Origin of the sequence: Kitasatospora sp. NPDC008115, assembly GCF_042957205.1 — a bacterium.
Classification (GTDB): domain Bacteria; phylum Actinomycetota; class Actinomycetes; order Streptomycetales; family Streptomycetaceae; genus Kitasatospora.
The window spans coordinates 151,552-170,531 of the sequence record NZ_JBIBHU010000003.1; the positions used below are offsets into that span (position 1 = coordinate 151,552).

At 75.2% G+C, this 18,980-nt stretch carries 17 protein-coding genes; 13 read left to right on the forward strand and 4 right to left on the reverse strand.

The annotated features are described in order from the left end of the window. Window positions 1–31: 31 nt before the first annotated feature. Together ACFZBX_RS05090 and alc are read right to left on the reverse strand one after the other, a co-directional pair. A complete protein-coding gene (locus tag ACFZBX_RS05090; protein ID WP_391531580.1) occupies window positions 32–295 on the reverse strand; it encodes a hypothetical protein in 264 nt (87 codons plus the stop codon). Between the two features lie 71 nt (window positions 296–366). Continuing rightward, window positions 367–1,476 (reverse strand): allantoicase, encoded by a 1,110-nt coding sequence (gene alc, locus ACFZBX_RS05095; protein WP_391531581.1) that lies wholly within the window; start codon window positions 1,474–1,476, stop codon window positions 367–369. Between the two features lie 242 nt (window positions 1,477–1,718). Here alc and ACFZBX_RS05100 point away from each other — a divergent pair, with 242 nt between their 5' ends. Together ACFZBX_RS05100 and ACFZBX_RS05105 are read left to right on the forward strand one after the other, a co-directional pair. Further along, the gene (locus tag ACFZBX_RS05100; RefSeq protein ID WP_391531582.1) at window positions 1,719–2,738 is read left to right on the forward strand and encodes an LAETG motif-containing sortase-dependent surface protein; all 1,020 of its coding nucleotides are present in this window, start codon (window positions 1,719–1,721) and stop codon (window positions 2,736–2,738) included. 113 nt (window positions 2,739–2,851) lie between these two features. After that, a complete protein-coding gene (locus ACFZBX_RS05105) occupies window positions 2,852–3,907 on the forward strand; it encodes an LPXTG cell wall anchor domain-containing protein (RefSeq protein WP_391531583.1) in 1,056 nt (351 codons plus the stop codon). Window positions 3,908–4,042: 135 nt separating this feature from the next. On the opposite strand, the gene ACFZBX_RS05110 is transcribed toward ACFZBX_RS05105, so the two are convergent. Continuing rightward, window positions 4,043–4,687: an ATP-binding protein gene (locus tag ACFZBX_RS05110; protein WP_391531584.1), complete on the reverse strand. Its 645-nt coding sequence runs from the start codon at window positions 4,685–4,687 to the stop codon at window positions 4,043–4,045. A 228-nt stretch (window positions 4,688–4,915) separates the two neighbouring features. On the opposite strand from ACFZBX_RS05110, the gene ACFZBX_RS05115 reads away from it, so the two are divergent. The 10 genes from ACFZBX_RS05115 to ACFZBX_RS05160 all read left to right on the forward strand — a co-directional run bounded on the left by ACFZBX_RS05115 (window position 4,916) and on the right by ACFZBX_RS05160 (window position 17,190). Next, complete coding sequence (locus ACFZBX_RS05115; RefSeq protein ID WP_391531585.1) at window positions 4,916–5,755, forward strand: hypothetical protein; 840 nt, start codon at window positions 4,916–4,918, stop codon at window positions 5,753–5,755. A gap of 207 nt (window positions 5,756–5,962) precedes the next feature. Beyond that, window positions 5,963–6,733 carry a YcnI family protein gene (locus ACFZBX_RS05120; protein ID WP_391531586.1) on the forward strand — a complete coding sequence of 257 codons (771 nt, stop codon included), beginning with the start codon at window positions 5,963–5,965 and terminating at the stop codon, window positions 6,731–6,733. Between the two features lie 102 nt (window positions 6,734–6,835). Then, window positions 6,836–7,516, forward strand: coding sequence for an SCO family protein (locus ACFZBX_RS05125; RefSeq protein WP_391531587.1), 681 nt, complete (start codon window positions 6,836–6,838; stop codon window positions 7,514–7,516). Next, window positions 7,513–8,022, forward strand: a complete 510-nt coding sequence (locus ACFZBX_RS05130) for a copper chaperone PCu(A)C (RefSeq protein ID WP_391531588.1) — start codon at window positions 7,513–7,515, stop codon at window positions 8,020–8,022. Before ACFZBX_RS05125 ends, ACFZBX_RS05130 begins: the two co-directional genes overlap by 4 nt. Window positions 8,023–8,034: 12 nt before the next feature. Further along, on the forward strand, window positions 8,035–10,086 hold the full coding sequence (locus tag ACFZBX_RS05135; RefSeq protein ID WP_391531589.1) for a FixH family protein: 2,052 nt from the start codon (window positions 8,035–8,037) through the stop codon (window positions 10,084–10,086). Window positions 10,087–10,099: 13 nt separating this feature from the next. Beyond that, entirely contained in the window at window positions 10,100–11,407 is a 1,308-nt protein-coding gene (efeB, locus tag ACFZBX_RS05140; protein ID WP_391531590.1) for an iron uptake transporter deferrochelatase/peroxidase subunit, read from the forward strand. Window positions 11,408–11,555: 148 nt separating this feature from the next. Continuing rightward, window positions 11,556–12,491 (forward strand): prephenate dehydratase, encoded by a 936-nt coding sequence (pheA, locus tag ACFZBX_RS05145; RefSeq protein WP_391531591.1) that lies wholly within the window; start codon window positions 11,556–11,558, stop codon window positions 12,489–12,491. Window positions 12,492–12,993: 502 nt separating this feature from the next. Further along, window positions 12,994–14,268: a serine--tRNA ligase gene (serS, locus tag ACFZBX_RS05150; protein ID WP_391531592.1), complete on the forward strand. Its 1,275-nt coding sequence runs from the start codon at window positions 12,994–12,996 to the stop codon at window positions 14,266–14,268. A 94-nt stretch (window positions 14,269–14,362) separates the two neighbouring features. Next, the gene (locus ACFZBX_RS05155) at window positions 14,363–15,217 is read left to right on the forward strand and encodes an HAD family hydrolase (RefSeq protein ID WP_391531593.1); all 855 of its coding nucleotides are present in this window, start codon (window positions 14,363–14,365) and stop codon (window positions 15,215–15,217) included. A 206-nt stretch (window positions 15,218–15,423) separates the two neighbouring features. Then, window positions 15,424–17,190: an LCP family protein gene (locus ACFZBX_RS05160; RefSeq protein ID WP_391531594.1), complete on the forward strand. Its 1,767-nt coding sequence runs from the start codon at window positions 15,424–15,426 to the stop codon at window positions 17,188–17,190. Window positions 17,191–17,237: 47 nt separating this feature from the next. Here ACFZBX_RS05160 and ACFZBX_RS05165 read toward each other — a convergent pair whose 3' ends face one another. Then, window positions 17,238–18,002, reverse strand: a complete 765-nt coding sequence (locus ACFZBX_RS05165) for a sporulation protein (protein WP_391531595.1) — start codon at window positions 18,000–18,002, stop codon at window positions 17,238–17,240. A 233-nt stretch (window positions 18,003–18,235) separates the two neighbouring features. Here ACFZBX_RS05165 and ACFZBX_RS05170 point away from each other — a divergent pair, with 233 nt between their 5' ends. Further along, complete coding sequence (locus ACFZBX_RS05170) at window positions 18,236–18,976, forward strand: FadR/GntR family transcriptional regulator (protein ID WP_391531596.1); 741 nt, start codon at window positions 18,236–18,238, stop codon at window positions 18,974–18,976. The last annotated feature ends 4 nt before the right edge of the window (window positions 18,977–18,980 follow it).

Sequence of the window (18,980 nt, forward strand, 5' to 3'; positions counted from 1 at the left end):
GCGGGCGTTCACCGCACCACCGGTGGCGCGTTCACCCCGTCGGCCAGGCCGTCTCCCGCTGCTCGCCGGGCGGGCGCGGCCGGTGCTCGTCGGCCAGCCAGGGGGCCTCGCGCAGCAGGTAGGCGCCGCAGGTGTGGCAGCAGAGTTCGGGGGTGCGGCCCCAGTCGACCGCCTCCCGGGAGGGCGCCTCGGCGTCCAGTTCCCGCCCGCACATCGCGACGCTCCCGCCGCCGCGGACCAGGTGCCACAGCCGGACCCCGGCACAGGCCCCGCCGGGGGCGTACTCGGCACGCATCCGGTGCATCATTCCCCCATCGTCCGGCGGCCCGCCGCCCCCGGCAAGCGGAGGCCGGGGGCGGGGGCAGCTCAGACCAGCGAGCCCCACAGCCGCAGCCGGGCGATCCCGCCGTCCGGGAAGACGTCCAGCCGGACGTGGGTGGCCGGGCGCGGCGCGTCGAGCACCAGGCGGTGCACGGCGTCCGGCTGCAACCGGACGCGCGGCACCAGTTCGAACCACTCCCCGGGGTCCGCGCCGCGCGCGTCCCGGCCGTCCCGACCCGACAGCGCCGCCCAGCCGGGCGCGTTGCCGACGTAGTGGCCGGTGTCGATCTCCACCGCGCGGACCGCGCCCCGCCCGGCCAGCCGCAGCCGGACCCAGTCGTGGCCCGCGTCCCGGCGCCGGCGGTTCTCCCAACCCTCGCCCATCGACCGGGACTTGCCGGGCAGGACGAGACCGATCGGGGCGGAGTAGAAGCGGTCCGAGGCGTCCTCGACGGCGCCGCCGTTCTCGGCCGCGGCCAGGTCGAAGGTGCCGAGCGCGGCCAGCCAGACGGGGTCGGGCCTGGCCTCGCCGTGCACCCGGAAGCGCGCGATGCCGCCGTCGGGGTACTGGCTGAGCCGCAGATGGGTGACGCGGCGGCGGTCGGCGACCGCGAAGCCGTTGGCGGTGTGGCCGCGCACCGGGGAGCGGGGGACCAGCGGGTGCCAGGCGGCGCCTGCGGCCAGCAGTTCCTCCGGGCCCGGCGTGCCGGGGAGTTCGGCGCCCTCGACGGCGATCAGCCGGGGGTGGTTGCCCCGGAAGTGCGCGGTGTCGACGACGACGCCGTGCACCACGCCCGGCACGCCCAGCCGGACCAGGGCCCAGTCGTGGTCGTCGTCGGCCGGGTGCGGGTGCTCGGCATCGGCGCCGCGCCGCCGCCTGGTCTCCCAACCGTCCATGAGCTGGCCCTTGTTGCCGAAGGTGTGCGGGCGGAAATCGGCCGGCCGCGGCAGCAGCAGGTTCTCCCGTTCGGCGAACAGTTCGTCGTTGGCGGCGATCACGGCGCCGCCGAGACGGCGGTCGGCGAGGTCGACCAGGGCGGTGAACGGGAACGCGGCGGCGCGGTAGTCGGCGTACGGGTCGCCGCCACCGTACGGCGGGGCGGCGGCATCGGACAACTGGCCGGGATCCGGGCTGGAGTTCGCGTCGGCGGTCATGCCTCCACCCTCGCGCCGGGCCGCCTCCCGGGTCCATCACCGGGACCCGGGAAGCTCCTCACCGACCCGGCCAGACCCGGCCCGCCCCGGGGCGTCGGCGATGCTTTTCGGCCACCCCCGCGCGGAGCCCGGCGCACCCCCTCGGTAGGGTGCCGCTCCTGCGACACCGCCGGTGATCATCATCGGCCGTCAAGTCGCCATATTTCGGACACACTTCACCAAAGAACGCTGGAGCCACGATCGTGCGCACTTCCCGTCTCCTGGCCGCGTCCACGCTGCTCGCGCTCACCCTCGGCGCGACGGCCGGCACGGCCACCGCCGGCGCCGTCGCCGTGCCGCCCACCCCGACGGCCACCGACACCGCAACCGGTGCGCCCACCCCCACGGCGACCCCGAGCACCACGGCCACCCCCTCGGCCACCCCCTCGGCGAGCGCCTCACCGAGCGCCTCGCCGAGCGCCACCGCCACGCCCTCGGCGACCCCGACGCACCGGCCCACGGTGCCGCCGACCCTGGTCCCGACCACCTCGCCGGGCTTCAACTGCTCGGGCGGCGTGGCCGGGGGCGAGGAGTGGCTGAAGGTCACCGGCACCGGGCTGTGGAACACCACCCTCGCCCCCGGCGCGACCGAGGAGGCCTCCGTGACCTGGGAGAACCTCAGCGGGGTCGAGCTGACGCAGTTCCACACCTACTTCTACCTGACCCCGTTCGATCGCGAGGACGGCGTCGAAAGCCACGCGTGGGACAAGGACTTCGTCACCGTCCAGTTCCACGCGCCCGGCCAGGACTGGAAGTCCGTCCAGCTGAACAACTTCTCCGTCGACACCGGCACCTTCCGCCTCGGCAAGGGCGAGAAGCTCACCCTCCGGTTCCGCATCACCCCCACCGCCAAGGCACCGCTCGCCAAGTACTCGGGCAACTTCGGCGGCGGCGACACGGCCATGGACAACGCCGTGCTGCCCCACCCGGCCAAGCCCGACCCGAAGGGCTGCACGCAGTACATCAACTTCTACGAGGGCGAGTTCAAGCTGACCAAGGCCGGTGCCGCCGGCACCCCGTCCGCCGCCGCCAAGCCCTCCACCCCGGCCTCCGCCAAGCCGGCCGCCGCGGCCTCGCCGTCCGCGGCGCGCGGACCGCACCTGGCCGAGACCGGCTCCGACTCCTCCACGCTGCCGATCGCCCTCACCGGCGCGGCGGTGCTCGCGGCCGGTGCCGGGACGCTCCTCGTGCTGCGCCGCCGCAAGGCTGGATCGCCCAACTGACCGGCGGCCGAAAAGAAATACGAGGATCGCGTACAACCGACCGCACCCCTCACACGTCACCTCAACGTAGTCGTCACCACTAGTCGTCACCATCGAACGCCGGAGCCGTGATCGTGCGCACCTCCCGACTGACCGCCACCGCCGCCCTGCTCGTCCTGACCACCGGGATGACCGTGGCAGGCACCACCGGCGCCTTCGCCGCGGACCCGACCTCCAGCCCGTCGGCCACCGCCGAGGCCGAGCCGACCGCCGCCCCGTCGGCCACCGCCGAGGCGACCGGAACCCCGTCCGCGACCACCGAGCCGTCCCCGACCGCCGAGCCGACGGCCACCGGCACGCCCACCCCGACCGCCACCCCCTCGGCCACGGCGACCCTGCCCGAGGGCTGCACGTCCCAACGCGACGTCAAGATGCCGGTGCAGGTCAGCCCGGCCGACTTCAGGATCGTCAAGGACGGCACGGCGCAGGAGATCGCGATCTCCTTCCAGAACACCAGCTCGACCACGCTGACGGACTTCAAGCTCACCTACCGGATCGACTCGGTCAAGAGCCTCTGGCGGCCCAAGTCCGAGGTGAAGGTCCAGAACGGCGAGTGGAAGCCGGCCAACGCGACCGCCGACCACGGCTCGGTGGCCCTCGGCACCTTCCAGGTCAAGCCGAACGAGACGATCACCACGAGGATCCGGCTCACCGTCGAGGACTCGCCGTGGCAGGAGTTCTACCTCGACCTCAACGGCGCCTCCGAGGTGCTCCCGTACGGGGTGGGCCCGGAGAACGTCAAGTACACCTGCAACCGGCTGACCGGCTCGTACTCGTCCAGCATCAAGGCCGTCGACAAGCCCACCGCGTCCCCCTCGGCCACCACCGCGCCGAGCTCCACCGCGACCAAGGCGCCGACGGCCACCACCGCCCCGAGCACCACCGCGACCGCGAGCACCACCGCGAGCGCCACCGCCACCGCCACCGCGAGCACCTCGCCCTCCCCGAGCGCCACCCGGCCGGCCGGCACCACCGGCGGCTCGAACGGCACCGGCGCGAACGGCACCCACCTCGCCAACACCGGTGCGAACGGCTCCACCGTGCCGCTCGCCATCACCGGCGGCGTCGCCGTCCTGCTCGGCGCCGGCGCCCTGCTGATCGCCCGCCGCCGCAAGGCCGCCCGTAGCTGACCCTCCGCTCCACCCGCCCGTCCCGCCCGCGCGCACCGCCGCCCGGGCGGGACGTCGCGTTTCCGCCACGCCACGACGCGCCACGCCGCGCCACGACGCGAGGGCGCGTCCGACGGCCCGAACGGCCGGACCGCGCTACGAGGCCCGGCGCAGCAGGGCGTCGTCCTGCCACTTGAGGATCTTGTCGAAGCTGACGATCGCGCCGCGCAGCGGATGGTTGCGCAGCTGGACGTGGTCGGTGAGCGCGTGGATGAGGAAGAGGCCGCGGCCGGACTCGGCGGTGAGGTCGGGCAGGGCGTCGAGGTCCAGCGGCCGCAGGGAGGGCAGCGGCGCCGGGTCGGCGGCCGGCGGCAGGACGTGGGTGTCGTACGGGCGGCCGTCGCGGCGCGGGCGGCGCCCGGCGGGCAGCGGTCCGGGGACGGTGGGGCGGCCGCGCCGGGAGCGGGGGCGGGGCTGCGCCCGCCCGGACGGCCGGGCCGGGGCGGGGACCGGACGGACGGACGCCGGGGCGGCGGCGCCGGGCAGGCCGGGGCCCGAGTCGGTCACCTCGATCCGCAGCAGGTCCCCGCTGATCGACGCGGTGACCTGGTAGCCGTCGTCGGGACGACGGCCCGCGCCGTGCTCGACGGCGTTGGCGCAGGCCTCGCTGAGGGCGACCCCGAGGTCCTGGGCGATCTGCGGGTCGACGCCCGCGGTCGCCATCGCGCCCAGCAGTATGCGCCGGGCCAGCGGCACGCTGGCCGGCTCGCGCTTGAGGTGCAGAGTCCACCAGATGTCCACGGGAGGTCCCTCCTGGCTGCGGCTCCACATATAACGAGGTATCTCCGGACGGTGCGCAGGTGAACCGTGCCGGGGGTCCGCTACCGCCCGTTCGGCGGATGGACGGGGGGACGGGCATGTGCCGGGCGGCGCGCCCACCGGGCGGTGCGCGGGGCCGAACGGGGCATTCATAGGGATTTCCCACCCTGCCGGTCCGGGAGGGGTAGGCGATGAGATGATGGCCCGGCCATGACTGCCCCAGCCGCCGCCCCGCACCCGGGCGCCCCCGCACCGGACGCGCCGGTGGGGGCCGCCGCCTGGGACCTGCGGCTTGCCCGGGCGGTCCCGTTCGCCCTGGTCTGCACGCTGATCGCGGCGGCCGGGCACGCGCTGGCGGGCGGCGGGGACGTCACCCTTCCCGCGCTCGCGACCGGATTCGCCGCCGTCCTGGTGCTCGCCGCCGCCTTCGGCGGGCGGGAGCGCTCGCTCGGCGCGATCGCGGGGGCGCTGGCGGCGGGCCAGTTCGGCCTGCACTGCCTCTTCCACTCCTACGGCGGCCACGCGGCCGCCGGTGCGGTCGGCGCCCACCACGGCGGTCCGCCGGGCTCCGGCCCGCTGACCCTGCCCCAGGTGGCCGGCCGGCTGGTCTGCAACGAGGGCCGGCCGGGCACCCTGGCCGGCCTGCCCGGCAGCCCGACCGCCGAGCAGCTGGTGGCCGGCGCGGGGCTGGACCCGCAGGCGTACGCGACCGCGCCCTGGTGGCAGGGCGGGGTGCTCGGGATGACGCCGACCATGGCGACCGCCCACCTGGCCGCCGCCCTGGTCGCCGGCTGGTGGCTGCGGCGCGGCGAGGCGGCGCTCTGGCGGCTGGTGCGGATCACCGCGACGGCTGCCCGGACCCACGCGGCGGCGCCGCTGCGCACCGCGTGCGCGCTGGCCGCGGTCCTGCTGCGCGGCCTGTTCGGCCTGCCCGCCGGCCCGGTCCGCCGGTCCGCCGGCCGCGGCGGCGACGACCCGCTGCCGGCCGGTGCCGCGCTGCGGCACAGCGTGGTGCGGCGCGGCCCGCCGCTCGGGGCCCTCGCGTACTGACCCGCGCCCCCGGCCTCCCGGTCCCCCACCGGTGCCGGCCCGACGGCGGACGGGTGTACGCGGCAGCCGAGCCGTACCCGCCGACCCGTCCGGTCCGCGGCCTCCCCCACCTCGTCCCCACGCCGCGCGGCCCCGCCGCGGCACGGGTCCTCCCGTGCCCGGGAGCGGGCCTGCCCGCCGAGCCTCCGAACGGAGACACCAATCCCCATGCGTTCCCTTCCCGCCCGCCGTACCGCCGCCGTCGCCCTCACCGCAGCCGCCGCCGTGCTGGCGCTGGCCGGCCCCGCATCCGCGCACGTCTCGGTGAACCCGGGCAGCGCCGAGCAGGGCGGCTACACCGCCGTCGACTTCCGGGTCCCGAACGAGAACGACAACGCCGGCACCGTGAAGCTGGAGGTCAACCTCCCGCTGGACCACCCGCTGGCCTCGGTCCGCACCCAGCCGCTGCCGGGCTGGACCGCCACCGTCGAGAAGTCCAAGCTGGACAAGCCGATCAAGGTGCACGGCAACGACGTCAACGAGGCCGTCTCCAAGATCACCTGGACCGCCGACGCCGGGGTGAAGATCGCCCCCGGCCAGTTCCAGGAGTTCCGCGTCTCGCTCGGCCCGCTGCCGACCGACACCGAGACCCTGGTCTTCAAGGCGCTGCAGAGCTACGAGAACGGCGACATCGTCCGCTGGATCGACGAGGCCAAGGACGGCCAGCCGGAGCCGGCCAAGCCCGCCCCGGTGCTGAAGCTGACCAAGGCCTCCGGCGACGCCCACGGCGTGACCGCCACCACCTCCCCGTCGGCCGCCGCCGACGGCGGGCACGGCGGCGACGCGGCCGAGGGCAAGAGCGAGAGCGCCGCGTCCGACGACAAGGCCAGTGACTCCACCGCCCGGGTGCTCGGCGTCGTCGGCATCGTGGTCGGCGTGGTCGGCACCGCCGTCGGCTTCGTCGGCCTGCGCCGCAGGAGCGGCGGCTCGGCCTCCTGACCCAGCACCGGCGGCGCCGCGCCCGGCACCCCCCGCGGGCCCCCGCCCGCGTCCCGGGCGCGGCCCCGCCGGTGATCCACCGCACACGATCGGACCCCCTCCATGCCCCGCACCGCCCGCACCCCCCGTTCCGTCCGGATGGCCGGCGCCGTCGCCATCGCCCTGGCCTCCGCGCTCGCCCTGACCGCCTGCGGCTCCGACGGCGGCGGCTCCGCCTCCCCCGCCAAGGTCGTCCAGCAGAAGTCCGACTCGCCCTACGAGGGCACCGTGCTCGGCAAGCACTTCGAGAAGCCGGACCTCCAGCTGACCGACACCGCCGGGCAGCCGTACGACCTGCGCCGGCAGACCAACGGCAAGACCACCCTGCTGTTCTTCGGCTACACCAGCTGCCCGGACGTCTGCCCGACCACCATGGGCGACATCGGCGTGGCCATGAAGAAGCTCTCCCCCGAGGAGCGGGAGAAGGTCAACGTCGTGTTCGTCTCCACCGACCCGCAGCGCGACACCCCGCAGGTGCTGCGCACCTGGCTGGACTCGATGGGCAGCGACTTCATAGGCCTGACCGGGGACCTGGAGAAGGTGAAGGCGGCCGCCAAGTCGCTCGGCATCCTGATCGAGGACCCGGTGGTCAACGGGGACGGCACCGTCACCTCCACCCACGGCGCCCAGGTGCTGGCCTTCCTGCCGTCCGACGACAAGGCCCACCTGCTCTACCTGAGCGGCACCGAGGTGAAGACCTACGAGCACGACCTGCCGCTGCTCGCGAAGGGGGTCGCCGCGTGAAGGGCTCCCTCGGCTTCCGCCGGACGGCCCTCGCGGGGGCGGCGCTGGCGACGGCACTGGGCGGCGGCGCGTTCCTGGTCGCCTGCGGCGCCGGCGGCCAGGGCGACGGCGGCGCCCCCGCGGCGGCCGGCACACCGGCCCGGCTGAGCGTCGCCGACTCCTACATCCCGCTGCCGCCGGCCGGCGGGATGGCGGCCGGCTACCTGACGGTGCGCAACGACGGCGGCCAGGGCGACGAGCTGGTCAAGGTCTCCAGCCCCGGCGCCTCCTCGGTCACCATGCACCGCTCCACGGCCAGCACCATGGAGCAGGTCGAGCGGCTGGACGTGCCCGCGAACGGCGCGCTCCAGCTCGCCCGCGGCGGCAACCATCTGATGATCATGGGATGGCAGAAGGCCCCCGCCCTCGGTGACGAACTCGAACTCGACCTGACCTTCGCCCGGACCGGCACCATCTCGGTCAAGGTGCCGGTCAAGGAGCTCACCTACCGCCCCGGCCAGCAGTAAGGGACCCCCACGATGCTGATCGCACCGGGACTGATGGGACGGCGGATCGCCGGGCTGCTCGGCGTCCTCGGCGCCGTCCTCGCGCTGCTGCTCGCCGGCGCCGGACCGGCCTCCGCGCACGCCGCCCTGCAGTCCTCCGACCCCGCGCAGAACGCCGTCCTGCCCACCGCGCCGCCGTCCGTCACCCTGACCTTCAGCGAGGCCGTCTCGCTCTCCCCGGACTCGGTGCGGGTGCTCGACCCGGCCGGCAAGGCCGTGGACGCGGGCGGCCCCACCCACGCCGACGGCAAGGACAACACCGCCCGGGTGGGACTCGGCAGCGGGCTCGCCGACGGCACCTACACCGTCGCCTGGCGGGCCGTCTCCGAGGACTCCCACCCCATCGGCGGGGCGTTCATCTTCTCCATCGGCGCGCCCTCGGCCACCACCGTCTCCACCACCGCGCTGCAGAACGCCGACGCGGACGGCCTGGTCGCCGCGCTCTACGGCACCGGCCGGGCCGTCGCGTACGGGGCGTTCGCGCTGCTCGCCGGCGCGGCCGGCTTCGTGCTGCTCTGCTGGCCCGCCGGGGCGGCCCGGCGCCCGGTGCAGCGGCTGCTGATGAGCGGCTGGGTGGCACTGCTGGTGTCCACCGTCGCGGTGCTGATGCTGCGCGGCCCGTACGAACGGGGCTCGGGGATCGCCAAGGCCTTCGACCTGTCGCTGGTCCGCAGCACCCTGGACGAGCGGATCGGCACCGCGCTGGCCGCCCGGCTGCTGCTGCTCGCGGCGAGCGGGGTGTTCCTGTCGCTGCTGGTCGGCCAGCTCGGCCAGCCGGCCGGCCGCGCCGCCGGGGCGGCGGACGGTGCCGTCGACGACGACGCCGACGCCGACGGCGAGGAGGCCGAGCTGCGGGAGCTGGAGCGGCGCGCCGCCGAACGCCCGCAGCGCGAGGTCCGGCTGGGCCTCGGGGTGGCCGGACTGGTGCTGGCCGTCGCGCTCTCGGCGACCTGGGTCGGCGCCGACCACGCCTCGGTGGGCATCCAGGTCTGGCTCGCGCTGCCGCTCGGCATCCTCCACCTGGTCGCGATGGCGCTCTGGCTGGGCGGCCTGGCGGCCCTGCTGATCGGGCTGCGCGAGGGGATCGGCGCGGACGCCGCCGACCGCTTCTCCAAGCTCGCCTTCGGCGCCGTCGTGGTGCTGGCCGCCACCGGCGTCTACCAGTCCTGGCGCGGCGTCGGCAGCTGGGGCGCGCTGACCGGCACCGAGTACGGGCGGCTGCTACTGGTCAAGACCGGCTGCGTGATCGTCATGCTCGGCGCCGCCTGGCTGTCCCGCGGCTGGCTGGCCCGGCTGCGCGCCACCCCGCAGGAGGCGGCCGAGGTCGTCCCGGCGGCGCTCGCCGTCGCGGCCGGCCCGGACGGCGGCCCCACCACCACCGGCACCGGCGGCGGCGCGGACTCCGACGACCCGGTGCGGCGGGCCCAGCTGGCCCGGCAGCGGGCCGCCCGGGAGAACGCCGACCGGGACCGCGGGCTCACCCCGGCCCGTGCCGGGCTGCGCCGCTCGGTGCTGGTCGAGGCGGCCGTCGCGGTGGCCGTCCTGGTCGCCACCACGCTGCTCACCAACGCCCCGCCCGGACGGGTGGCCGACGAGATCGGCGCCGGGTCGGCGAACGGCACCACCGCCCCGGCGGCCGGCGCCGGCGGCGCGGCGCCCGCCCCGCAGACGGCTCCGGGCCGGACCGTGGAGCTCAAGCTCCCGTACGACACCAAGGGCCGCACGCCGAACGCCAAGGGCACCGCGACGGTCACCCTCAACCCGGCGGGCACCGGGTCGAACGAGGTGCACCTGAAGCTGGACGGCGCCGACGGGCAGCCGGTCGAGGTGCCGGAGGTGCAGCTCGCCTTCACCCTGCCGGACCGCGACCTCGGCCCGCTCGACGTCCCGCTGACCGCCGAGGGGACCGGCCGCTGGACCGGGACGGCGCAGCTGCCGCTCGCCGGGAACTGGGTGGTGTCGGTGGTGGTCAGATCCTCCGAGATCGACCAGACCACGGAGATCAAGCAGCTGAAGATCGGATAGGCGGACCACCCCGATGGAGAGCAGCACCGACATCACCGTCGACGCCGTCGGGCACGACGGCACCGCCGGAAGCACCGGGAACACCGGAGGCGGCCTGACCCGGCGGGCCCTGCTGGGCACCGCCGGGGCCGGCCTGGTGGTCGGCGCGGGTGCCGGCGCCGCCACCGCCCTGGCCGTGGACCGGCCGGGCGCGCGGCCCGCCGCGGCCCCGGCCGGCGGCCTCGGTCCCGCCCGGGTGCCGTTCCACGGCGAGCACCAGGGCGGCATCCTCGAACCCCAGCAGGCCCGGGTCCAGCTGGCCGCCTTCGACCTGGCCGCCGGGGCCGGCCGGGACGGCCTGCGGGCCCTGCTCCGGCGCTGGTCGCGGACGGCCGCCCGGATGGCCGCGGGCGAGCCCGCCGACGAGTTCGAGAACCAGGTCGCCCTGGACGCCGGCCCCTGCTCGCTCACCGTCACCTTCGGCTTCGGCGCGGGCCTGTTCGACAAGGCCGGCCTGGCCGACCGCCGCCCGGCCGGGCTGGAGCCGCTGCCCGCGTTCCCGGCCGACGCGCTGGACCCGGCGCGCGGGGACGGCGACCTGTTCGTGCAGATCGGCGCCGACGACGCGCTGGTGGCCGTGCACGCCCTGCGGGTGCTGCAGCGCCAGGCGGCCGGCACGGCGGCGCTGCGCTGGCAGATGTCCGGCTTCGCCCGCACGCCCGGCGCCACCGCCGCTCCGATGACCGGGCGCAACCTGATGGGCCAGATCGACGGCACCAACAACCCGCGGCCCGGCGAGGAGGGCTTCGGGTCCAAGGTGTTCGTCGCCGCCCGGGGAGAGCAGCCGGACTGGCTGACGGGCGGCTCGTTCCTGGTGTTCCGGCGGATCCGGATGCTGCTGGACAACTGGGAGGCGCTGCCGGTGGACCGCCAGGAGCGGGTGATCGGGCGGCGCAAGTCGGACGGCGCCCCGCTCGGCGCACCCGAGGGGGCGGGCGAGCGGGCGCCGGTGGACCTCGCCGCCCAGGGGCCGGACGGGTCGCCGGCCATCGCCGCGGACGCGCACGTCCGGGTCGCCGCGCCGGCCGCCAACGGCGGGGCGGCCATGCTGCGGCGCGGGTTCTCGTACCACGACGGGCTGCTGGCCGACGGCTCGCCGGACGCCGGGCTGCTCTTCCTCGCCTTCCAGGCCGACCCGCGCAAGGGGTTCACCCCCGTGCAGCGCAAGCTGGCCCGGGGCGACGGGCTCTCCCGGTTCCTGCGGCACGAGGCGAGCGGCGTGTACGCCGTCCCGCCGGGCGCGCCGCAGGGCGGCTACGTCGGGCAGGGCCTGCTCGACTGACCTGCCGGGACGGCCCGGCCGTCCACCACTCGTACCTCCCCCGCCCACGGAGCGGAACGCGGTCACGGGCGGGGGACGAAGTGGCTAAGGTGACTCCTTTCGGCGATCCGCCGTTCTTCCCACAGGTCCCGTTCCCCTTGGAGGCGTCATGTCGGCAACCCGCTACACGTACCTCGGGCCGGCGGGCACCTTTACCGAGGCGGCCCTGCGCACCCTGCCGGAGGCGGCCACCCGGGAGCTGGTGCCGATGTCCTCGGTGCAGCTGGTGCTGGACGCGGTGCGCGGCGGCGAGGCGTCCGGCGCGTTCGTGCCGATCGAGAACTCGGTCGAGGGCGCCGTCACGGCGACCAACGACGAGCTGGCGTCCGGCGCGCCGCTGATGATCTACCGCGAGGTGCTGCTGCCGATCACCTTCGCGCTGCTGGTGCGGCCGGGCACCGGGCTGGCCGACGTGAAGACCGTCACCAGCCACCCGGTGGCCCAGGCGCAGGTCCGCCGCTGGCTGGCCGCCAACCTGCCGGACGCGCACTGGGAGTCCGCCGCCTCGAACGCGGACGGCGCCCGGCTGGTGGCCGAGGGCCGGTACGACGGGGCGTTCGCGGGCGAGTTCGCGGCGCCGATCTACGGCCTCGACCCGCTGGTCAAGGACATCGTGGACGCGCAGAGCGCGACCACCCGGTTCGTGCTGGTGGGCCGGCCCGGGCGGGTCTCCTCGCCGACCGGGGCGGACAAGACCTCGATGGTGGTCTGGCTGCCGGACGACCACCCGGGCGCGCTGCTGGAGCTGCTCCAGGAGTTCGCGGTGCGCGGGGTCAACCTGATGCGGATCGAGTCCCGGCCGACCGGGGAGGGGCTGGGCAACTACTGCTTCCTGATCGACTGCGAGGGGCACCTCAGCGACCGCCGGGTGGGCGAGGCGATGATGGGCCTCAAGCGGATCTGCCCGCAGGTGCGGTTCCTCGGCTCCTATCCGCGCGCCGACCGGCAGGTGTCGGAGCACCAGCGGCCCGGCACCTCGGACGCGGATTTCGGCGCGGCCGCGGACTGGCTCTCGCGCTGCCTGGACGGGCGCGGGGACATCTGAGCCGACCGGACACCGGGGCGCCATTCGGCGGCCATCCGTCCTTTTCGAACCGTTTTCCACCCCGCCGGGCGGCCGTCCACAGCGCGGCCGCCCCGGTGCGGGGCTTGTCCACAGGGGTGGGCGCTGTCCACAGGTCCGAGTTATCCACAGGCCTGGGGACGAGTCGACAAACCGGTATAGCCACTGCACGTTTCGGTCGGATCATCGGTTTGCGCCGCAGAGATGACTAATCGGACCAGAGTCACCCGGGTGCCAGCAAATCACCCGTCCGAGTGCTTCAATTCGCTCACCCGGGAAGGTCAATTCAGGTTTGAAACTTGAATTCCCCGGTTCGCCGCGCCGTCCACCGGCGCCGTCCCACGATCCACAGCCGACGGCCCCGGCCTGTGGATAACCAGCGCCGGGACGGTTGCCCACAGCGGTTATCCACAGGCTGGGGCGAGTTATCCCCAGGGGAAATCCGGTACCGGTGGACAGGTCCCCGCCCGGTAGGCTTGGGCCCGTGATTGACCTTCGCCTGCTCCGTGAGGACCCTGACCGAGTGCGCGCCTCGCAGCGCGTCCGTGGCGAGGACGTCGACCTGGTCGACGCCCTCCTCTCCGCCGACGAGCGCCGCAGGTCCTCGGGCACCCGCTTCGACGAGCTGCGCAATGAGCAGAAGTCGCTCGGCAAGCTCGTCGCCAAGGCCCAGGGCGACGAGAAGGCCGCCCTGCTCCAGCGCACCAAGGAGCTGGCCGCCGAGGTCAAGGCCGCCGACGCCGAGCAGGCCGGGGCCAAGGAGGAGGCCGAGCGGCTGCTCCGCTCGCTGGCGAACCTCATCGACCCGGCCGCCCCGGTCGGCGGCGAGGAGGACTTCGTCACCCTGGAGGAGATCGGCACCCCGCGCGACTTCGCCGCCGAGGGCTTCGAGCCCCGCGACCACGTCGAGCTGGGCCAGCTGCTGGGTGCGATCGACACCGAGCGCGGCGCCAAGGTCGCCGGTGCCCGGTCGTACTACCTGACCGGTGTCGGCGCGCTGCTGGAGCTCGCCCTGGTCAACATGGCGATCGCCCAGGCCACCGCGGCCGGCTTCACCCCGATGATCACCCCGGCCCTGGTCCGCCCGGCGGCCATGGACGGCACCGGCTTCCTCGGCCAGGCCGCCGAGAACGTGTACTTCCTGGAGGGCGACGACCGCTACCTGGTCGGCACCAGCGAGGTCCCGCTCGCGGCGTACCACATGGACGAGATCCTCGACGCCGACAAGCTGCCGCTGCGCTACGCCGGCTACTCGTCCTGCTTCCGCCGCGAGGCCGGCACCTACGGCAAGGACACCCGCGGCATCATCCGCGTCCACCAGTTCGAGAAGGTGGAGATGTTCGTCTTCACCACGCCCGAGGACGCCGAGAACGAGCACCGCCGCCTGCTCCAGTGGGAGAAGGACTTCCTCAACGCCCTCGAACTGCCCTACCGGGTGATCGACGTCGCCTCCGGCGACCTCGGCGCCTCGGCCGCGCGCAAGTTCGACATCGAGGCCTGGATCCCCACCCAGGGCAAGTACCGCGAGGTCACCTCGACCTCGAACACCACCGAGTACCAGTCGCGCCGCCTCGCCATCCGGATGCGCGAGGAGGGCAAGGTCCGCCCGCTGGCGACGCTGAACGGCACCCTGGTCGCCGTCCCGCGCACCATCGTGGCGATCCTGGAGAACCACCAGCAGGCCGACGGCTCGGTCGTCGTCCCCGAGGCGCTCCGCCCCTACCTCGGCGGCCGCACCGTCCTGACGCCGGCCAAGTAGCACCGGCGCCGGCCGGCCCGAACCGTCCGGCGCCGTCCGGCACCGCGGCGACGCGGAACGCAGTAACGAAGCAACTCCCGGGAGACCACGGCCCATGAGCACCACCAGCCCCAGCCCCGTCTCCCCCCTGGACGGTGGCGGCCTGCCCTTCAGGCTGGTCGCCACCGACCTCGACGGCACCCTGCTGAACAGCGTCGAGAGCGTCTCGGCGCGCAACCGCGCGGCGCTGGCCGACGTCACCGCCGCCGGGGCGGTGCACATCATCGTCACCGGCCGCTCGGCCGTCTGGGCCCGCCCGGTCTTCGACGAGATCGGCTACCGGGGCATAGCCGTCTGCGGCCAGGGCGCCCAGGTCTACGACGCGGGCGAGCACCGGCTGCTCACCTCGCTCACCCTGGACCGCCGGGTGGCCGCCCTCGCGATCGAGCGGATCGAGGAGGAGACCGGACCGCTGGCGGTCGCCGCCAACCAGGACGGCCTGGACGGCGACGTCCTGGCCGGTCCCGGCTACGAGCTGCAGATCGGCTCCGACCTGCCGGTCGTCCGGACCCCCAAGGACCAGCTGCTCACCGCCCCGATCAGCAAGCTGTACATCCAGCACCACGGCCTGACCGACGACGCCCTCGCCGAGGCCGCCCGCCGCGCGGCCGGCGACCTGGTCGGCGTGGTGATGGCCGGCGCCGGCGTCGTCGAGCTGCTGCCGCTCGGCCTCTCCAAGGCCACCGGGCTGGCCATCGCCGCCCGCCGGCTCGGGGTGAAGGCCACCGACACCATCGCCTTCGGCGACATGCCCAACGACGTGCCGATGTTCGGCTGGGCGCGGCACGGCGTCGCGATGGCCAACGCGCACCAGGAGCTGCTCGCGGTGGCCGACGAGGTCACCCTGAGCAACGACGAGGACGGCGTCGCGGCCGTGCTGGAGCGGCTGTACCCGGCCGGACTGCTCTGACGTCCGCCCCCGCGGCGCCCGCCGGCTCGGCCGGGTGAACGCCCTCCCCGGCCCGGTGGATTCAGCCGTTGGGGTGACGCTGCGGTGAGCCGCCCCGGCGAAGCCGCGGGTCGGCGGGGGTGCGGCCGTCTTCGGCGGCCGGACGGCACCGGAGGAGTTTGTATGCTCCCAGGGTTGCCCGCTTCCGCCGCTGAGAGGTGCGCGCCATGTCAGTCCAGTGGGGCGAGAGCCCGCCGGATCCGGCTGGGCGTCGGCGCGCCGACGGCGGTCTGCGGACCGACCCTCCCGAGGACGCCCCCGGCCGGATCCCGGTGCCGCGCGGCGGCCGCGCCGAGGCCCGGCGCGCCGCGCAGAACCGGGTCACCTGGAACCGCGGCGCGCAGAACCGCGCCGCCCAGGGCCGCCCCGCCCCGACCCGGCGGCGGGCCGCCCCGCAGGCCCGGCCGCACGCCGGCCGGCGCGGCGCCCGGCGGCTGATCGCCTGGTCGGTGGCCGGACTGCTGGTGGCCCTGGCCGGCGCCGGCGGCGCGGTCTACTACCGGCTGAACGGCAACCTCCGGTCCTTCGACCCCGACGCCATCGCCCCCGACCGCCCGCCCGAACCGACCGCCGACGCGCACGGCCACCGGCCCGTCAACCTGCTGCTGATCGGCTCCGACTCCCGCGCCGGGCGCAACAGCGACCTCGGCGGCGGCGACGAGGTCGGCGCCCGCTCCGACACCACGATCCTGCTGCACGTCTACGCCGACCACCGGCACGCGGTCGGCGTCTCGATCCCGCGCGACGCCCTGGTGACCGTCCCCCGGTGCAAGCTCCCGAACGGCACCTGGACCCGGGAGCAGCCCGGACAGATGTTCAACTCCGCCTTCTCGGTCGGCAATTACCAGGCCGGCAACCCGGCCTGCACGCAGAACACGGTGGAGCGCCTCACCGGCATCAGGATCGACCACACCATCGAGGTCAACTTCGCCGGCTTCGCCGCGATGACCGGCGCCGTCGGCGGCGTCGACGTCTGCCTGCCGAACGCCGTCCACGAGGGCGACATCAACCCCAACCTGGGCCGCAAGGGCAAGGTGGCGCTGGCCAAGGGCCGCCAGCGGGTCTCCGGACAGCAGGCGCTGGACTACGTCCGGCTGCGGCACGGCATCGGCGACGACTCCGACGTCGGGCGGATGAAGCGTCAGCAGGCATTCCTGGCCTCGCTGCTGGCCCGGATCAAGAGCAAGGGGCTGAACCCCGCGACGCTGCTGCCGCTGGCCGACGCCGCCACCCGGTCGATGACCGTCGACCCCGGCCTCGACTCGGCCGCCAAGCTGGTGGACTTCGCGCTGACGTTCAAGGACATCGACCTGCACGAGGTCAAGTTCCTGACCACGCCCTGGCGTTACAACGGCGCGCGGATCGACCTGGTGCACCCGGCGGTCGACACCCTGTGGCGGACCCTCCAGGCCGACCGGACCATCGACGGCCAGGACGCCACCGGCCACCAGCCGGACGCGGCCGTCGCACCACCGCCACCGTCCCCGGCCTCCCCGCCGTCCCCACCGTCACCGCCCGCGACGCTCGGCGCCGACGGCGCGCCGATCCGGGTGACCGTCCACAACGGCACCGGCACCCCCGGCCTGGCCGCCCGGGCCGCCGAGACGCTCCGGGCGGCCCGGGTCACCGTCTCCGCCACAGCCACCGCGCGCGGCGGCGCCCGGGCGGCGACCACCACCGTCGAGTACGGGGCCGGGCAGCGGACCAACGCGCAGAAGGTCGCCGCGCTGTTCCCCGGCGCCGCGGTGGCCCCCGGCCCGCGGGCCGGGATCAGCGTGCGGCTCGGCCTGGACTACGCCGCCGGGGCGGCGGCCGGCGCGCCCGCCCCGGCCGCCGCCGCGCCGGCGGGCGCCCCGGCCCGGCTGCCCGCCGAGGTGGTGGGCGGGGCCCGGTCCGCCGACGACGACATCTGCAGCAACGTCTCCTACGGCTGACGGCCGGCGGCCGGGCGGGCGCGGAGCGCGTGGCTCCGTGCGCGGGCTCAGAGCGCGGCGCGGATCCAGCCGTCGACCAGGCCCGTGAGGTCCTCGTCCGCCTGGCCGTGGCCGACCACGTGGGTGCGGATCACGTCCCCGCCGCCGCCGAACAGCCCGCCGCGCCGGTCGGCCTCCAGGACCACCTCGACCTTGCCCTCGGTGGTCACGAAGCTGATCTCCAGCGAGTTGCAGGCGTGCGCGTACTGCGGCGCCGAGGAGTACTCGATCTCCTGGTAGAACGGCAGCGTCTGCCCGGTGCCGCGGATGTGCCCGGCCTCCAGGTCCGCCGAGCGGAACCGGAAGCCCAGCTGCAGCAGGGTGTCCAGGATCCGGCGCTGCACCGGCAGCGGCTCGACCTCCAGCGGGTCGGAGTCGCCCTTGTCCAGCGCGCCCGCGATGTCGACCTCGGTGCGCACCCCGAGCTGCATGCCGTGCAGGCGCTGCCCGGCGACGCTGGTGACCGGCGTCTCCCACGGCACCTGGACGGCGAACGGGATCGAGCGGTTCTCGCCCGGCGCCAGCTTCAGCGGCGCGGTCACCGAGAAGCGCGCGAACGGGTACAGGCCGGTGCTCTCACCGTCCTCGTGCTCGATCTCCACCCGGGCGACCAGGGTCAGCGTGATCCCCCGGATGTCCGCCTCCACCGTCCCGCCGGTCAGCTCGACCGTGCCGGCCATCGTCCCGCCGGGCTGCACGACCGGCGTGCTCAGGACGGTGTCGACACCGGGACCGCCGACGCCCAGGGCACCGAGCAGCTTCTTGAACACCATGCGGACGCTCTCCTCGCATCAAATGGGTGTGGACCGGGCTCCGTCCTACCGGATCGCCGGTCGTCCGGAGGAACGCCAGGCCGCCCCGGACGGTTCCCGTCCCATCTCAAGCCCGGTTGTAGGATGACCGGACAAGCAGTTGTAGGATGACCGATGACCGAGGCCCTACGGGGCCGTGCGCCCGGGCCCGTGCCGGCCCGCAGCGGCCCGTACCCCGGGGAGGAGAGCCCGTCATGAGCAGCGCGAACAGCGGCAACGACACGCTGCAGACCGCCGGGCGGCGCTCCCTGGTCGACACCGCGATCGACCAGCTGCGGGAGCAGCTGAGCGCCGGCGTCTGGCCGGTCGGCTCGCGCATCCCGACCGAGCACGAGCTCGCCGAGCGCCTCGGCATCGGACGCAACACCGTGCGCGAGGCGATCCGGGTGCTGGTGCACGCGGGCATGCTGGTCTCCCGGCAGGGCGAGGGCACCTTCGTGCGCTCCACCAGCGACCCGGCCGCCGTCCTGCGCGGCGTGCAGCGCTCCGGCGTGCGGGACGTCCTGGAGGTCCGCGCCGCGCTGGAGACCGAGGCCGCCCGGCTGGCGGCGCTGCGGCACACCCCCGAGGACGTCCGGCGGATGCGGGCCGCGCTGGCCCGCGAGGCCGAGGTGTTCGCGGCGCACCCCGAGCGGGCCGGCCGCGAGGCGACCGTCGAGCACGACCTGGAGTTCCACACCGCCGTCGTCGAGGCCGCGCACAACCCGGCGCTGACCGAGGTGTACCGCTACTTCGGCGCCTCGGTGCGCGAGTCGATGCGGGCGGCGTTCGGCGACCACGAGATGCCCGAAGTGGTCATGGCGACCCACCAGGCGCTCGTCGACGCGATCGAGAGCGGCGACCCGGAGCTGGCCGAGCAGGCGTGTCGCACGCTGCTCGCCGAGCCGACCGCCGCCGTCGAGCAGCTCCTCGCCGCCATCGCCGCCCGGAAGTGAACGG

Excerpts from the sequence above, each read along its gene's own strand:
- pheA (WP_391531591.1), top strand. The coding sequence starts at position 11,556 with ATGTCGGCAACCCGCTACACGTACCTCGGGCCGGCGGGCACCTTTACC.
- alc (WP_391531581.1), bottom strand. The coding sequence starts at position 1,476 with ATGACCGCCGACGCGAACTCCAGCCCGGATCCCGGCCAGTTGTCCGAT.
- ACFZBX_RS05155 (WP_391531593.1), top strand. The coding sequence starts at position 14,363 with ATGAGCACCACCAGCCCCAGCCCCGTCTCCCCCCTGGACGGTGGCGGC.
- ACFZBX_RS05160 (WP_391531594.1), top strand. The coding sequence starts at position 15,424 with ATGTCAGTCCAGTGGGGCGAGAGCCCGCCGGATCCGGCTGGGCGTCGG.
- ACFZBX_RS05125 (WP_391531587.1), top strand. The coding sequence starts at position 6,836 with ATGCCCCGCACCGCCCGCACCCCCCGTTCCGTCCGGATGGCCGGCGCC.
- ACFZBX_RS05120 (WP_391531586.1), top strand. The coding sequence starts at position 5,963 with ATGCGTTCCCTTCCCGCCCGCCGTACCGCCGCCGTCGCCCTCACCGCA.
- ACFZBX_RS05090 (WP_391531580.1), bottom strand. The coding sequence starts at position 295 with ATGCGTGCCGAGTACGCCCCCGGCGGGGCCTGTGCCGGGGTCCGGCTG.
- efeB (WP_391531590.1), top strand. The coding sequence starts at position 10,100 with ATGGAGAGCAGCACCGACATCACCGTCGACGCCGTCGGGCACGACGGC.
- ACFZBX_RS05170 (WP_391531596.1), top strand. The coding sequence starts at position 18,236 with ATGAGCAGCGCGAACAGCGGCAACGACACGCTGCAGACCGCCGGGCGG.
- ACFZBX_RS05165 (WP_391531595.1), bottom strand. The coding sequence starts at position 18,002 with ATGGTGTTCAAGAAGCTGCTCGGTGCCCTGGGCGTCGGCGGTCCCGGT.
- ACFZBX_RS05135 (WP_391531589.1), top strand. The coding sequence starts at position 8,035 with ATGCTGATCGCACCGGGACTGATGGGACGGCGGATCGCCGGGCTGCTC.
- ACFZBX_RS05115 (WP_391531585.1), top strand. The coding sequence starts at position 4,916 with ATGACTGCCCCAGCCGCCGCCCCGCACCCGGGCGCCCCCGCACCGGAC.